This is a genomic window from Roseovarius salinarum (genome assembly GCF_002834145.1).
Lineage (GTDB): Bacteria > Pseudomonadota > Alphaproteobacteria > Rhodobacterales > Rhodobacteraceae > Roseovarius > Roseovarius salinarum.
On the sequence record NZ_PHNT01000009.1, the window covers coordinates 68189 to 84313 of the forward strand.

Below are 16125 nucleotides of genomic sequence, written 5' to 3' on the forward strand. Positions count from 1 at the left end.
GTCGGTCGCCACGCCGGTGGGCACGATCACCCCGGCGCGGCCCTTTTCGTTCACGACGCGCGAGAAGAGCTCGGCGAAGAGCGCGTAGGTGTTCACATCGCCAGTGCCTGTGAAGGGGAAGCGCCCGCCATCCGCGCCATCCACCCGCACGAAGGTCGAGGTTGCCTCGCTGAGGCGCTTGGCGGTCTCGAATTCTTCCAACAGCGCGCGCTTCGACGTGCCGGGCTCCGCGTCTCGCAGGGCCTTGATCCGCCGTTCGCGCGCCGCCTTGTTGGGCGCCGTGGCGATTTCTGCATCGCGGGCAGCGAAGAATTCCTTTTCCTGCAGCTTGATCCGTTCCCATGGCGGGTTGCCCAGGACCACGCTGAATCCGCCGTTGCCCATGATGTCCGGGAACTCCAGGGGCCAGTGCAGCGCGCGGGCCTTCGTCGCGGCCTTAGCGCTCTCCATGACGGCTTTCCGGCCCTTGCCCTGGCCGATGGCGAGCCAGACATCCTCCGAGGTGGGCACCGTGCGGTCATTGGCCGAGGCCGGGATCTCGCCCGTCTTGGGCAGCAGGAAGGCGGCGTTATAGAGGTTGCAGCCCATCCGCGCCCGCTGGAAGGTGTCCTGCTTGCGCAGGCTGCGATAGGCCTTCGCCTTGGCCTGCACGTCCTCGACCGTGTCCTCCGGCAGGTCACGCAGATCGGAGAACTCGGCGGAGAGCGGCGCGGTGGGCAGGTCGGACTTCCCGCCGGTGAAATCGAACGTCCCTTGACCCTTCTTCGCGTCCTTGTTGGCGCGCTCGTAGAACTTGGCGACATTCTTGTCGTCGCCAGCCAGGGGCTTGTAGGCGGTGTCGGGAATGCCCTCCTCCAGCGCCTTGAGGTCGAAGACACCGAAGAGCGCATCGCCACTGCGGATCTGGGCATCGAAAAATCCGAGGGGGAGGCCCGGGTCCACCGTCTCGATCCAGAGCGCGACCTTGGTCAGTTCCACCGCCATGGGGTTGCGGTCGACCCCGTGGATGCAGCGGCGGGCAACGTCGCGCAGGGCATGGCGGAAGTCGGCGGCGGAGGGCGTGCCCTCGGCCCGGTGGCGCGCGACCCGGGTGGCGATCCGGCGCGCGGCGGACAGCAGGAAGTGCCCCGAGCCGCAAGCCGGGTCGATCACGGTCAGTTTCAGGAGCGCCTCGGCCGGGTCATCCGCCTTTGCCTCGGTCTGCTCGAGAACCGGGTCGAGCGCGGTATCCAGAAGCGCCTGCACGAGGCTGTCGGGCGTGTAGTAGGAGCCGGTGGTCTTGCGCTGGTTGCCCTTCGTCTCGGCGGCGTCGGTGGCGAACAGGAGCGTGCGGCCGTCGGGCGCGATCTGGGGCTGCAACTCGAGGAGGGATTCGTAGACCGAGCCCAGCTCCTCGGTCTGCATGGCACGCCAGTTGACCGGGACCAGCGCCCCATCCTGACGCAGCCATCCGAGCTGGAAAATCGCTTCGAGGAAGGCGCCGTTGGGGAGGCGGGCCGCCCGGAGGTCGGACATCTGGCCCTCGGCGAAGAGGCCGCCAAGGGCCGGGAGGGCGAGGCGTTTCTCGCCATGGGTGAGGGCCGTGAAGATGATCTTGAGCCCCTCGAAGCGGTCATGGTGCCGGTCACGCGCGTGCCGGCGCAGGGCGAGCTGCCGCAGACCGGCCAGGGAGTAGCCGCGGGCGTAGAGGTCGCGCGCCGCCTCTTTCGATCGCGCCTGCGGGTCGTCCTTTGGAATCGGCGGGTGCAGGAGGTTCCGGTCTTCCGCCACCATCAGGAAGATCACGCGATAGACGAGCTTCAGAAGCTCGTTGAAGAATTCGGTGAGCTTGAGTTCGCCGCTCTCGATCCGGGCACGGAGCTGTTCGTTTCCGGAGAGGAATCCGGTGCCGAGGACGCGCAGAGCCTCCTCCACCTGCCCGGCGAGCTTGTCCCGCGCAGCCTCGCCCTCGCGCGCACCGGCTTCCCGCCAGTCTTCGAGCGCGCAATCCGTGGCGGGGGTGCCGGTCTGACCGAAACGGCTGCGGTGTATGAGCAGCCAGAGGATGGCGAAGGACGCCAGGTCGTCGGTCTCGAAGATCTGGGCGAGGTCGGCCTCGATATAGGCGGGACGCGTGAGCGAGGCGTTGTCCCGCATCAGCCGAAGGCGGGTCCCGTTGGCGGCGAGTCCCCAGAGCGCCTCCTCGCGGTCATTGAGATAGTCCTGGAGTGCAAAGGAGGCCGAGCGGCGCCGGTCCTGGCTGAGCGTCTCGGAGGCGCGGTCCAGGTCGTCCGCGGACGGGACGACGACAACGGGCACGCGGTCGCTGCCGGCGATCATGGTCAGGGGCAGGGGCGCCTCGTCGAGGTCATCGAAACCGAATGCCTCGGTCAGCAGGCCGCGGATGAAATTCTCCGTGGCCCTCCGCCCCGGGGACTCGAGGCGAGCGAACTTGTCGAAATGCGCCTGCGCGACGCGAAAAGAAAGCGAGAACTCATCCCGCAGGGTAAGGCCCTGGCGGACCTGGTAGTGTTCGGGCTTCTGTTTGTCGGCTTCAAGCGCGTAGACGGCGTCAAGGATGGCCGAGGACAGAAGGCCGCCCTCTACGGTCAGCGATGGGAAGCTGGCGGCGTCGGACGTCTTGCGGGCCATCAAGGGTCTCCCGGCAGCAGGACGAAAAGACCGATGATGTCGGGCGGGAGCACGGGATCGACCGAGACCCGGGAGATGCCTCTTGCAGCTGCCCTGACCCGCGCATGGTCTTCGACGAGCTCATCGGCGCGGGCACGGACATGTTCGGCGATCGGGCCCGCGAGAAGACCATCGAGGCGATCCCGGGCCTTCTGGACCTGGCGATCTCGCGCCGATGGCGCGAGATCGCCGCATGCGGTCGTCAGGAGCATCTGGCGCACCGGCGCACCGGCCTGCACATTTCCCTGAGGGTCGATGGCGACGACTGCGGCCTCCTCTGCGAGCAGCAGACGTTCCTGCCTGGCATGGACGGTGATCTTGAACCGCAGGCGCATCAGGATGACGTCCATGCGCTCAGTCACCGCCGGGGTAGGCCACGCTCCCAGGCGTCCGACATCGAGCCCGGGTAGCGCATCCGGCTCAAGCGCGGTTTCCAGCAGCGCCTCGGAGAGCGTCGCCACAAGGGGGTGCGCACGACCTGCGAGCGTCGTTCCGGAGGGTGCGGGTTCGGCTTCCGCGAGGCGGACCGTGCCTTTCAGGCCCCGGTCTGCGAGGCGTTCCCGGAGCACGTGTGGCAGTCCGTCGAGGCGGGCGCGGACGACTCCCTTGCGACGGTCAGTCGGTGTATCGAAGCGCGCCATTGCAGCGCCGATGAAGTCGCCGGCCGCCGCCGGGCTGCCGATGACGTCGCGGGTCTTTTCCCATTCCGGTGCAACGTGGTGCGGCTTGAGCGCGTTCTGGGCAAACCGAGAACGGGATATCTTCTCGTTCTCCTCGGCATCACGCCACATCGCGTCCATCGTGCGCTGGCCATCCGTCAATGTATCGAAGAAGTCGAATTGCCGCTGATCGCGGCGCCGCAGCATCATTGAGGCCATCAAGGCGTCGGTCACCGGTCCGCGCTCGTCCGGAAGCGGCACGGTCACACCGGTCGCCTTCCGGATGGACTCTGCCTTGCGGAGGATCACGTCGAGCACCGCGCCGTCGATGGCGCTGTCGGGAGAATACATGAGGATCGTTCGCACGGTCGGCGACGGCTGTCCGAACCGGTCCACGCGGCCTTCCCGCTGCTGATGGCGTGTGGGGTTCCAGGACAGGTCGTAATGCACCACCGTGTCGAAAAGGAGCTGCAGGTTGATCCCTTCCGAGAGGCAGTCGGTGGCGACCAGGATCCGCGTCTCAGCATCTGCCATGTCCGCCACGCGGTCGCGCCGTTCTTCCGGCGTGAGCAGCCCTGTGACGGTCTCCACCAGGGCTTTCGGGAATGCCTTCTTCAATGCTTGCCCGACATGGGTCGCGGTCGCGATGTAGCGACAGAACACGACCGGCTGCCCACCTTCCTTCACGATTGGCTTGAGGAGTTTCACCAGGCGATCGAGCTTCGGATCTGGTCCCGACATCAGCGCCTCGGCCTGATGAATCAGAGCGGCAAGCGCCTTGTCACCGATCTCGATCGGCGTGGGCTCTACATCCACCGCGTCCTCGTCGTCACCGTCCTCGTCGTAAAGCTGCTCCTCGATCCGCTCTGGCTCCAGCCCGGCACGGTTGCGCAGCGCGGAGAGGGCGGCGGCCGGGGAGGAGCCGACGCAACGCATGAGCGCGAGCGTGCCCCAGAAGGCCAGACGGCGCTCCCGCTGGCCCGAACCGGCTTCTTCCACCACGTCAAAACAGTAATCGAGCACAGCTTCGTGGAAATCCCGGTGGTCCGGGCCGAGATCGAAGATCTCTTCCTTCGTCAGGTGCCTGGGAAAGGCCGAGGCTTCTTGCCATGCATCGTCGGTCAGGTCGCGTCGCCGGCGCTGCACGAAGTGCTGCGCCAGTCTCTGCCGGTACCTTTCGTCGTCGAAATCCATCGACGCGAAATCCGGATGGATCAGCGACAACAGGCGGGCAAAGGCCTCCTCATCCCCGGAATGGGGGGTGGCGGTGAGCATCACGATCGCGCGCGTCGCGCTCTCGGCGAGTCCCTGCAGCAGGGCGAAACGCTGTTGCCTGCCCTTGTGCGTGCCGACGCAGGCATGCGCCTCGTCAACGATGACGAAGTCCGGACAGGCCTTGGCGAAGGCGTCGCGCCGCTTGTCGGACTTGATGTAGTCAAGGCTGACCACGGTGTGCGGGAAGGCGTCGAAGAGCGATTGCGAAATGGGCAGACCCCGCTCCAGCCGCGCGGCTGAAGCAGCGGTGACGGCCGTGGCGTCTATCCCGAACCGATCCTTCAGTTCGCGTGTCCATTGCTCGACGAGATGCGGCGGGCAGAGAACCGAGAAGGCGTCCGTCTCGCCCCGGTCCATGAATTCGCGAAGGACGAGACCGGCTTCGATGGTTTTCCCGATGCCCACGTCGTCGGCGACCAGGAGGCGCGGGGTCTCCTGCCGCAGCGCCATCAGCAGGGGAACCAGCTGGTAGCTCCGCGGCTCGAAGTTGAGCCGCGCGGCGGATCTGAACGGGCCAGCGCCACGCCGAAGGGACAGGCGGAGCGCCTCGGCCAGAAGTCCGGCTGTCGTCTGCACCGCGGGGCGCGCGTCAGGAGGCAGTTCGAACCGGGCCGGGCGCGGCGGCTCGGGTTCGAGATCGGGCAGCAGAAGCGTCGAGTCTTCTTCCGCCCCGGAGAGCGGACGGAGGTTCAGCCACCCGTCCCGGGGTGTTGGCAGCGCCACCCATTCGCGGCCACGGGCATGGACGAGGTCTCCAGGAGCGAATTGCGTGGTCATGCGGCACCTTTCAGACTTGTGACGAGCCCTTCCGGTACACCTTCGTCGGGCGTCGGGGGCAGGGAATAGAGATCCCAGCCCTTGTCTTCCGCCAGACCCTGCAACGCGTCTGGGAGCGGTGCCGGCACCGCAGCGACGCGGTGGGCGGACCAGGCGTAGGGCACCGCGACGTCACCGATTGTCAGGGATGTGGTGTCGGGTGGCGGCATCCCAGCATCGGCGAATGCCTTCGACCAGGGATCCTCATCGCCCCCCAAGGATGCCGCCGCGTCCGGAACCGCGGCCGCGAGGGCCAGCAGAAGATCGAGCGCGTCCTCTGAGCGCCGGTTGATGATCTCGTGGTCGGGCTGGTTGTAGTAGGACAGAAGGCAGCGGTAGCAGCCGGCGACGCATGGGGCGTCGTCTTCCTCCAGCGCGTGGCGATCGCGGTTCGCCACGGCCTCGGCCGCGCCCTTGTAATGCATGAGAGAAAGCGCCTCGCCGACGACCTTGTCGAGCATCTCCGGCTCGCGCATCAGGCGCCCGAGCACGCCGGCGCCACCTTCGGTTGCCTCGTAGAGCAGGATGGTGCGCCGTTCGGATCGCTCCGGCAGGGGCTCGCCCATGATCTCCCCTTCCTCGAGTTGGAAAACGATCTCGATCCCGCGCATCAGCGCATGTTGCGTCGTCGCCAGCGATTCCTGCGACCATCGCTCGGGGTCGGCGAACCGGATCAGCAGCGAATTCTTCCGGTCCTGGACAATCGGGACGATCCGTTCCGGATAGACCGCTTCCGGGTCAGTGCGGTCCTCTTCGGCGACCTCGTCCTGGAGCCGAGCCCAGCGGCCGGTGGCCGGGTCGATCGGGAACCCCATGATCTGGGGCGCTGCGCGACGCTTCAACCCGAGGTTCAGGCGCATGATATCGGCGGAGTTGGCGTATTGCAGGGTGGTGAATGCCGTGCCGTCGAGAACGAGGCGGCGCTCGGTCATGTCGATGCGGCCATCGCGCTCGGGCCAGGAGAAGACCGTCCGGATCTCGAAGCCCTGGCGCACGCGCTCTTCGTCATTGGCGGTGATCCGCTCGGCGGGAAGCGTTTCGACATTGTCGATCCGCAACGTGCGGTGGATGGCGACGCCGCCGGCCATGGGGGTGTTGCAGGCATGGCAGCGTTCTCGTTCAGACGTGTGCCCTGCGCCGCAATTCGGGCAGAGGAACACCTTTTCCGTCGCCAGGGTCTTGCCGTCCGGCGACACGGACCCTGGCGGCAGCTTGGCCTTGTGGACGCGGTATGCACGCCCCTCGTGGTAGATCAGGCTGCGCGGTCCGAACTCGGAAATCGCAAGGAACCGGGCGCGCTGGAGAAAGGCAGCGCGCGCATCGCTGCCGCCGGCGGGCACGAAGGCGTAGAGCGGCAGCCGCGGGAAGTTGTAGCCGGGCAAGAAGCCCTCGGTCGCGAGGTAGCGGTAGGTGTAGAAGTCCGAGCCGTTTCTCGCCTTCCCGTTCTCGAGTATCCCGATCTGCTGGCTCGCCGACTGGGCCTGTGCATCGAGCCGGGATCGATCTCGGGCGGACAACCCCGGACGCTTCAGCGCGTTCTGGGTTTCGACGAGCTGAGCCATCGCCGATGCGTGCAGCGTGCGCCAGCGATCGAAGGCTGCATCGAAGGCCCTGGCTGTGCCACGGGCGGTTTCCGCGACCCAGGCGTCGAGGTCGTCGAGCCAATCCGGCCGCGGCCCCTCGAAATGATCGAGCACCGCCTCGACGACCCGTTTCATGGCAGGTATCGCGCGATCGGCCACGTCCGGGTCTTCGATGGCGGCCCGGATCTCCTCGCACAGGGGCAGACCGTCGCGCCGGAGATCCAGAACCTCGGGGATATTGGCCGATAGAGGCGTACGGGTTTCGGCCAGCCAGATCGCGTGGAGATGGGCGCGCACGAGGTCTTCGTTCGCGAGATCGATCGCCGGGGGACGAACGCTACCGGCCACCATTTCGTCGATACGCCGGAAGTAGTACTGGTCATGCGGGCTCTGTGCCGCGCAATAGGTGGTGATCGTTGCGGCCTGCCCGGACCGTCCGGCACGCCCCGCCCGCTGCGCGTAATTGGCAGGTGTGGGCGGCACATTGCGCAGGTAGACGGCATTGAGCGAGGAGATATCGACCCCAAGCTCCATGGTCGGGGAACAGAAGAGTACGGGCAGGAACGACGTGCCTTCCCCCTCCTTGATCATGTTCGAGCGGTTTTCGGCGATCTTGTCGCGATCATTGGGACCGTATCGAAACCGCCATTCGCGCCACTCCCGCTGCAGGGCCGAGACCTGCGCTGTGTGCTCGCGCGACTCCAGGCCCATGAAGGGCGATTGTCCCTTGGCGAGGTCGTCCGCGACGCCCAGGTAAAGCTCGCGGAAATAGGCATTATGATGATGGGTCTCTGCCTCGAGCGACGGCCCGGGGACGAGGCGAACAACATTGGGCTGGATCTGCCATCCGTCCACATCGGAGAGCGTGCCAATGCTCTGAATGATGCCGTAATCCTCGAGCTGTCCGAGAATCCAGCGCATGAACGCCAGGTAATCCTCTTCCTTCAGGCGCCGCCCCAGAACGCTCTCCTTGTTGATGGTGCGGGCCAGGCCGCTGCGGAAACCGGCGCGCATGATCAGTGCATCGTCGCGTTTCGACTGCGCCCGGCGCGGGGGCGACTCGAGAACGAGGGCGGTCCGGCTTCGCAGATCCTCGTTGGGGTCCATCGCCCACGGCGCGCAAAGCAGGTTGCGCGTTCGGCCCTTCAACGGGTCGAGCTCCTGCGGGTCGAGCGCCGGCGTGGCGATTGCCAGCCATTCCATCATGGCCTCCAGAATCGCGCGCGCGATCCCGCCGCGCCGTTCGGCGTCGAGCTCGCGCCAGAAATCCGGAGCATCGGCCATGATCTCCTCGTCCTCGAGAAGCTCGTCGAGCGAAACGAATTCGGCGCGCAGAAGGCCGACCCCCATGAGATTCGGATAGGTGAAGCGCCACCCGCGCCGCATGTCCGACCAGACCCGGTGTTCCAGCACTCGGGCCAGTGTTCGCGAGGCGTCGTTCACCGTTGCGCCCTTGGTCTCCGGATGCGCCATCCAGTAGGGACGCAGCGCCTTCGTGTCGGGAAGGTAGCCCAACGCGCGTTGCACCCTGGTGCCGAAGCCGTCATCGGCGAGGCCTTCCGAGCCGGCATCCAGGACCGCCCGCAGGATCGCGCCCCGCAGAAGGGTCACGAACACGGAGTCGTTGAAATGCCCGGCTTGCAGCGCGGAATCCTGGCGGTTGTCCCCGAACCCGAGGGTCTTGCGCTTCGTCGGGTCATCGATGCCATTGGCGGGGGCATTCATCTGGCGGAGCATGGCGGTGACGAGCGTTGTGGTCGCCGAGCTCCGGCCTTCCGCGGACAGCCCCCCGAGCTTGTTGCGTTCGCGGGCCTGCGCGGACGGCTGATCGTGGCAGGCGAGGCAGAATCCGAACCGTCCGGGCAGAAACCAGACGTCCTTGCCGTCCTCTGCGACGGTGCCGTCGGGGCGCACGGACAGCCGGCGCGGCTGTTGCTTCTTGCGGTTCTGTCGCAACACCTGGACGCCCCGTTTCTCTTCCCGCCATTCCTCCGGATAGGTCTCGATGTCTCCCGAAAAACGGAAGGCGTCTCCGGCCTCTTCGACCGGGGTAAGATAGCCGGGCTCTTCGTCCTCCGGATCGGATTTCGTGGGGGCATCGTCGATGTCGCGCGGCACCAGCTCGCGTCCTTCGGCGCCTTCGCGGAGCGTGACGACATGGTATTCCTGGCCGCAGGAGCGGCAGAAGCGCGTCGGGTAGAGGCGCGTGCCGGGGTCACCCGGGTCTTCGCGCTGCCCCTCGAGAAGAACCGAGCGGGGCGGCGCCTTGAGCGTGGTGAGAACGTCGCCGGCGCCCGAGACGAAGCGATGCAGCTTGAAGGCCATGAAGGCGCCGTCACCGGCGCCTCCCCGGTCCTTTTCGGGAAGCGCGGCGATGGCGAGGAACTGCGCCAGCCGCTCGGCGGCGAGATCGACGGGGACGCCGGCATCGGCGGCGAGCTTTTCGACGGCGGCGTCGAGCGGGATGGGGTCGCGCCGTGACCGGCTTTTTGCCTCATCGATCCCGATTTCGAGCTCCGCCCAGACGGCCAGCGGGTGCTGCTCGAGCGCGTCGTCTGTCAGGTCCGCGGGAATCGGCGCCTCGAGCACCTCTTTCAGGCGCGATCTCGCCGAGGAAAGGGAAAGCTCGTCACGGGTGGCACGGCGGAGGCTTTCGGTGATCACGGCGTCGGCGGTGATGCTTGCGCCGAAGATCCGCGAGGATATCCCGGCGACCGTTTCGGCGGGATCGTCGGCGACATCCTCCGTGGCCATGGTGGCCGAGGTGCCGATGCAGATCGGCTCTTCGCCGCCGCGGCAGCGGTCGCGGAGGCGCCGGACAAGCACCGACACGTCCGCCCCCTGGCGCCCGCGGTAGGTGTGGAGTTCATCGAGCACGAGGAACTCCAGACCACGGCAATTCCCGATGACCCTGGCGTCGGTCTCGTCCTGCCGGGTGAGCAGCAGTTCGAGCATCATGTAGTTGGTCAGCAGGATGTCCGGCGGGTTCGCCGCGACGCGACGGCGTTCGGTGTCGTCCTCCTGGCCGGTATAGCGCGCGACGGTGGGCTGCATCGCCTCCGGCAACCCGGATTGCCCCACGAATTTCTCGATCTCGCCCAGCTGGGAATTCGCGAGGGCGTTCATCGGGTAGACCACGATCGCGCGCGTTCGCGGCGCTTCGCCGGCGTGTCTTGCGCGCAGGATCCGGTCGACGATGGGGACATAGAAGCAGAGCGACTTGCCGGACCCCGTGCCGGTCGTGACCACGAAACTCCGGCCGCGCAGCGCCTTGCTGATCGCCTCGACCTGGTGACGGTGGAAGCGAATTGGGACCGGGGTGCCATCGGCTGCCGTGGTGCGGAATACCCGGGCCGTCTCGGGCGCGAGGCTGCCGCTGCCGGCCAGTTCCTCGACGGTCTGCCCCTTCTCGTAGGCCGGGTTGAGGGCGAGGAAGGGGGACGGCCAGAACTTCTTGTCGGCGTAGTGTGCATCGATCGCACGGGACAGATCCGGGGCCCGAACACTCGTGAAGGAGCGCGAGAACCTCGCGTATTCGTCGATGACCGCCTGATCGAACTCAAACGCCTTCATCCCGGCACCCTCCCTCGTGACGCTTGGCACGGCGGCTCGTTTCCGGCAACCCTTGCGAAATTCGCGCGGGAATTCAATCGCATCCGGCGGTTGTCGCGCAACAGGGACGAAGGACCCACCATCCCGGCTGCTGTCGAGCGACGGGGATGCTCTCGGGTTGCGGGGCCGTCAGGCAGAGCGTTGCGTTCGCCGGTGGGCGTCGAGCTGTGTGACCTCGGCCGCCGCCCCGGTCTCAAAGGGGTGCCGGATCATGGAGATGTCGATCTCGATGGCATTCACGCGCTCGAGCAGATCGGAAATGGCGAAGCCGTCCGGGGTGTAACTGGTAATCCCGACATCGTGCTCGACATGCCCCATCAGATAGCGCCGGGCCGTATCGGCGCAGCTGGTATGCACGAGACCCTGGTTGAAGGTCGTGCGGAGGGCGTGGAAATCCATGTTCTCCTTGTAGACCTTCTGTCGTTTTCGATAGTCCTTGAACCTCTTCGAGAAGATCTCCGTGAAGGTCTTCTTGGCCTTGCTGCGCTCGAGCCAGGGAAAGAGACGCGGTTCCCCGTCGTGCTCGCGCAACGCGACCAGTTCGAGAAGTCCCAGGTCAATGAGGTTCTGGTGCACCGGGATGGTGCGCCGTGCCGCGAGGCTCTTCAGGCTCTGTCCGGCGCCGCGGCTCAGAACAAAGCATGGAATGCCGGCGACATCGCGGATATCTTCCGTCGCCAGCTGAAGCACCTCTTCGCTGCGCATGCCGGAGTGGACCGAGATCAACGGCGCCCAGAACAGCGGATCACCCTTCTCCTCGAGCTCTTCCTGGAAGACTGGCGTGCGGAACAGGCGAGGCAGATCATCGAACCAGACCTCGCGCTTGTTGTCCTCCTGGAGGAGTTCGCGGCGCTCATACTCGCGCTTCTCCCAGATATGCTCTTCCATGATGTTGGAACCGAGATACCCCTTGGCGACGGCGAATTTGCAGATCCGCTGGAAATCCTGCATGTGGCGATAGACCGTGGCCGCCCGGACCCGCGGCACGCGCCCGATATTGACATGGTACTCGATCTTGCCGGGGCTGGCGCCCTGCTTCTCAAGGCGATTGCGCGTCAGGTTCTCGTTGTGTGCATCCATCGCATCGGCTTCATCCGCGATGTCCTGAAGGCTCCGGCTTTCCCCCGGCTTGTCGCCGTAGGACCGGGGCAGGCGCTGGATCAGAGACCAGGCGGCTGACATCATCTCGTCCGTGACATCGCCAAGACGGGAGACCGGCAGCGCCTTGATCAGGAGTTTCTTGGTCGACTTCACGTTCCCGGACGAATTCTTTGCCCAGCTCGCGCCTGCGGCCGCATGAGGCTGCTCATTGCGCCGGAAGGACCGGTAGCCCTGGCAGCGTGCCTCGATATATTCATCGGCGACATCACAGATCGCGGGGCCGGTGGCTCGTTGAGGGGCCGGTTGATGGGACGTGTCCTTCTCGCGGGCCGCGCAGGACGGTGCACGGGCCGTGTCGCGCGGTTGCGCCTTGGCAGGCCGCTCGGCCGGGCGGGAGTCCGTGTCCGGTTCGTGTGTCCGGCTGGACGTGCAAACCGGGGCTTGCGGTGTTGCTCCAAGACCCAACGCGGACATTCCGGCGACCAAGTCGATCGCCGGCCGCCCGTGCTCCGGGGGAACGCCCTGTGCCGGCGCCGTTGCGGCCGCGGTCGGGGCATCCCGGGTCCCGGCGAGGGCCGCCTGCAGGTAGCGCTGCGAGCCGGCTGTCCTGCCGTGGTCGCGGCGCATGTTTTCCTCTCCGGCCTCGACCATGGCTTCCAGGGCGCGCAGCGCCAATCTCGGGTAATCCTCGTCCGCCTCGTCGAGGTCGACCCCGAGCCGCTCGGCCGCGGCGCGCAGGGGCCTGCGTGCCATCTCCCGATCGCGCAGGAAAATGGCCTGGCGCAACGTCGCGAGGGCCGCATCCGCACAGCTTTCCTCGTAGGTGGCTGCCTCGAAGCTGCGTGTGGGAGCAAGCTCGCGCGCCAGGTCCGCCGCTTCGATCTGGAAGCGGCAGAGTGCCGTCACCAGTGTCTCCATGTCCTGGGCCGGAATTGCCATCGTCCTCTCCGCACATGCGGCGAAGGCCAGATCGGTGAAACCGGACAAGCGGCGCGCCACGACCTTCGCATTGCGAAGGACGTCAGTGCGAAGGGGAAAGAGCAGGAATCCTTTTCTGAAAAAATTTTCGTTCTGGATGTGCGCGGGTCGTTTCGGCCAGCGGCGGCGCCAGTAATAGAGCGCGCCGCGGCGTTCGAGATGCGCCTGGGCGGTGGTTCGGGGCATGACGGCGACTCCTGTGACAAGCGGAGTGCCAAGCGCCGTGCCAAATCCCGATGGCTCCGACTCCTCAGCCGGAACATCTCGCAAAATCAATGGCTTAGGGGGTTTTGGCTCCGGCGGCAGGATTCGAACCTGCGACCAATTGATTAACAGTCAACTGCTCTACCACTGAGCTACGCCGGACCACGCGCGCCGATATAGCAATCCGGCCGCGGGGCGTCCAGCGCATTTGTGAGAATTTTTCGACCCCGCAAAGTCCTTTCCATCAGGCCAGCGCGAAGGTGACATCGGCATCCAGCGGGCCTTGCGGCGCGACGCGGCCGCGGCCCGTCAGGTCGACGAGATGGGCCAGCACGTTGCGGGTCGCCGCGGGCAGGAGCGCCGGCGGCGTCTCGGTATAGATCCGCCGTGCCAACGTCTCTGCCGTGGCCGGGTGCCCTTCGAGCGCCCGCAGGATCTGGTCCTCGCGCGTGCGGCGATGCGCGATCAGCTCGCTCAGCCGCGCGGCCGGGTCCGACACCGGGGCCCCGTGACCCGGGTAGAGCACCCGCGCCCCGCGGTCGGCCAGCCGGGCGAGGGACGCCATGAAATCGCTCAGGTCGCCATCGGGCGGCGAGACGAGCGAACTTGCCCAGCCCATCACGAGGTCGCCGGTGAATATCGCATCGTCGAGGGCGAAGCACAGGTGGTTGCCGAAGTGGCCGGGCGTCCAGAGCGCGGTCAGCCGCCACCCGTCGCCGTCGATCACCTCGCCGTCGGCCAGCTCCCGGTCCGGAAAAAAGGCCGTGTCCACGCCCTCGCCGCCGCCGAGCGTGCCGGCGCGGGCAAGCTGTTCCATCGCGGCGCTGCGCCCGGCACGCGCATCACCATAGGCCAGCACCGGTGCGCCCGTCTCCTTTGCCAACGGCCGGGCGAGCGGGGAATGGTCGAGGTGGGCGTGGGTGACAAGGACGTGGGTGACCCGTTGGCCGGGCCCGAGCGCATCGTGTATCGCCCGCAAATGCGTATCGTCCGCAGGGCCGGGATCGATCACCGCGATGCCGCGCTCGCCCACGAGATAGGTGTTCGTGCCACGGAAGGTCATGGGCGACGGGTTGGGCGCCAGTACCCGGCGAAGCCCCGGGGCCAGTGTTTCGGCGACCCCCGGCGGCGGGTCGAATTCCTGCGTCGCCTGCATGCCCCTGGCCCTTCCTCTGCTGCCCTCGCGGGGGTAGGTTTAGACCATGTCCTTCCGGTGGCTCAAATCCTACATGCCGCGCGGCCTTTACTGGCGCGCCATGCTCATCCTGCTTCTGCCGGTTCTGGGGCTGTTGCTGGTCGTCTCGGTCGTCTTCATACAGCGGCATTTCGAGGGGGTGACCGAGCAGATGACGCTGTCCACCAGTCGCGAGGTGGCGCTGCTGCGCGACCCCGGCGCGGTGGCCCAGAATCCGCGGGCGCGCGCCGCGCTCGCCGAGCGGCTCAACATCAGGACGCGCAGCGTGCCGGCGGCACGGGTGCCACGGACCGACAGCTGGCTCTGGTACGACCTGACCGGCGGCATCGTGGTGCGCGAGTTCCGCCGGCATTTCCCCGACCTGGCGGCCGTACGCCTGCCCGACATGAAGATGGTCGAGCTGTATTTCGACGAAGCAGGTGGCGCGCGCGAGATCCGCCTGAGCCGTCGCCGGGTGTCGGCGTCGAACCCGCACCAGCTGTTCGTGAACATGGTGGTCTTCGGGGTGCTGATGACGGCGATCGCCTATATTTACCTGCGCAACCAGTTGCGCCCGATCACCCGGCTGGCGCATGCGGCCGAGGCGTTCGGCAAGGGCCGGCATGTGCCCTATCACCCCTCGGGCGCCACGGAGGTTCGCGCCGCCGGGCAGGCATTCCTGGACATGCGGGCGCGCATCGAGCGGCAGATCGAGCAGCGCACGCTGATGCTGTCGGGGGTGAGCCACGACATGCGCACGCCGCTGACGCGGCTCAGGCTGGAGCTATCGATGCTCGACGAGGCCGAGCGCGCCCCGATGATGCGGGACATCGCCGAAATGGAACGGCTTCTGGACGAATTCCTGGCCTTTGCCCGCGGCGCGGCCGAGGGCGAGCCGGTGGAAACCGACCCGGTCGCGTTGGTGCGGCAGGTGGTCGAGGACAGCCGCCGCGCGCAGGTGCCGGTGAGCCTGGAACGGATCGAGGGGCAGGGCCGCGTGCCGCTGCGGCGCGACGGCCTCCGGCGGGCCTTGGACAACCTGATCAACAACGCGGTGCGGTACGGCACGCGCGCCGAGGTCTCGGTGATCCTGACTGACGAGAGCCTTTGCATCCGGGTCGAGGACGACGGCCCCGGCATCCCCGAGGAACAGCGGCGCGAGGCGCTCAAGCCCTTCGCGCGGCTGGAGCCCGCGCGCAACCAGAACCGCGGCACGGGCGTGGGGCTGGGGCTGTCGATCGCGGCCGACATCGCGCGCGCCCACGGCGGCAACCTGTCGCTGGGCGAAAGCGCGCGGCTGGGGGGGCTGCGCGCCGAGATCGTGATCGCGCGCTAGCCGGCAAGGGCCGTGGCCGACCCGCGGCGGCCCTGACCGCGCGCGCCGGGCGGTCTCCCTTCACCGGTCATCACCGGCCGATCACGCCGCCGCGGGCGGCGGTGAGCGGGTTTTCACGTCGCGGCGACAGGCGGTTTCNGCCGCCGCAAGAAGTGGAGGAGGCGTTCTACGCACAGATGAACACCCTTGAAAAAGCCGCGTAGGTTTTGAACAAAGAAGCCTCTCGGAAACCCGGGGCGGTTCACTTCTCCGCGATGGAGGCGAGCGCCTGCGAGCGCGAGTTGTAATCCGCTTCGTTCTCCAGAACCATGCGCACCGCGCGCGCACGTACCTCTGTCGAAAAACCGTCCCCTGGGTTTCCCTTGGTAATGGCTTACCTTCCGAGCTTTTTGCTCTCCGGCAAACCCGGTCTGGTTCACGCGCGGTAGCCGGCAAGGGCCGTGGCCGACCCGCGGCGGCACTGACCGCGCGCGCCGGGCGGTCTCCCTTCACCGGTCATCACCGGCCGATCACGCCGCCGCGGGCGGCGGTGAGCGGGTTTTCACGTCGCGGCGACAGGCGGTTTCAATGTCCGCCGGCGGCGCCAGATGGTGTCTCACAAGGGGCGACAAACCACAGCCCGCCCCCGGACCCGAAACACCAGACGGACGCCAAAAGGAGAGACACCATGCGCACCGCACTCAGCATCTTCGCCATCATCGCCACCACCGCCACCGC

5 protein-coding genes, 1 tRNA gene and 1 pseudogene are annotated in these 16125 nt (G+C 67.0%); 1 reads left to right on the forward strand and 6 read right to left on the reverse strand.

The features are described 5' to 3' along the window. Positions 1-324: 324 nt before the first annotated feature. The 6 genes and pseudogenes from CEF10_RS17435 to CEF10_RS09985 all read right to left on the reverse strand — a co-directional run. A pseudogene (locus CEF10_RS17435) lies at positions 325-2631 on the reverse strand (Eco57I restriction-modification methylase domain-containing protein); the annotation flags it as partial. Further along, positions 2631-5381: a DEAD/DEAH box helicase gene (locus tag CEF10_RS09965; RefSeq protein WP_101068025.1), complete on the reverse strand. Its 2751-nt coding sequence runs from the start codon at positions 5379-5381 to the stop codon at positions 2631-2633. The gene CEF10_RS09965 and the pseudogene CEF10_RS17435, both read right to left, overlap by 1 nt. After that, positions 5378-10576: a DEAD/DEAH box helicase gene (locus CEF10_RS09970; RefSeq protein ID WP_101068026.1), complete on the reverse strand. Its 5199-nt coding sequence runs from the start codon at positions 10574-10576 to the stop codon at positions 5378-5380. Before CEF10_RS09970 ends, CEF10_RS09965 begins: the two co-directional genes overlap by 4 nt. Positions 10577-10744: 168 nt before the next feature. Then, on the reverse strand, positions 10745-12880 hold the full coding sequence (locus CEF10_RS09975; protein WP_101068027.1) for a site-specific integrase: 2136 nt from the start codon (positions 12878-12880) through the stop codon (positions 10745-10747). A gap of 105 nt (positions 12881-12985) precedes the next feature. After that, positions 12986-13060 (reverse strand) — tRNA-Asn (locus tag CEF10_RS09980). Positions 13061-13142: 82 nt separating this feature from the next. Next, on the reverse strand, positions 13143-14054 hold the full coding sequence (locus CEF10_RS09985; RefSeq protein ID WP_101068028.1) for an MBL fold metallo-hydrolase: 912 nt from the start codon (positions 14052-14054) through the stop codon (positions 13143-13145). A gap of 46 nt (positions 14055-14100) precedes the next feature. Here CEF10_RS09985 and CEF10_RS09990 point away from each other — a divergent pair, with 46 nt between their 5' ends. Then, positions 14101-15408 carry an ATP-binding protein gene (locus CEF10_RS09990; protein WP_101068029.1) on the forward strand — a complete coding sequence of 436 codons (1308 nt, stop codon included), beginning with the start codon at positions 14101-14103 and terminating at the stop codon, positions 15406-15408. Positions 15409-16125: the final 717 nt, after the last annotated feature.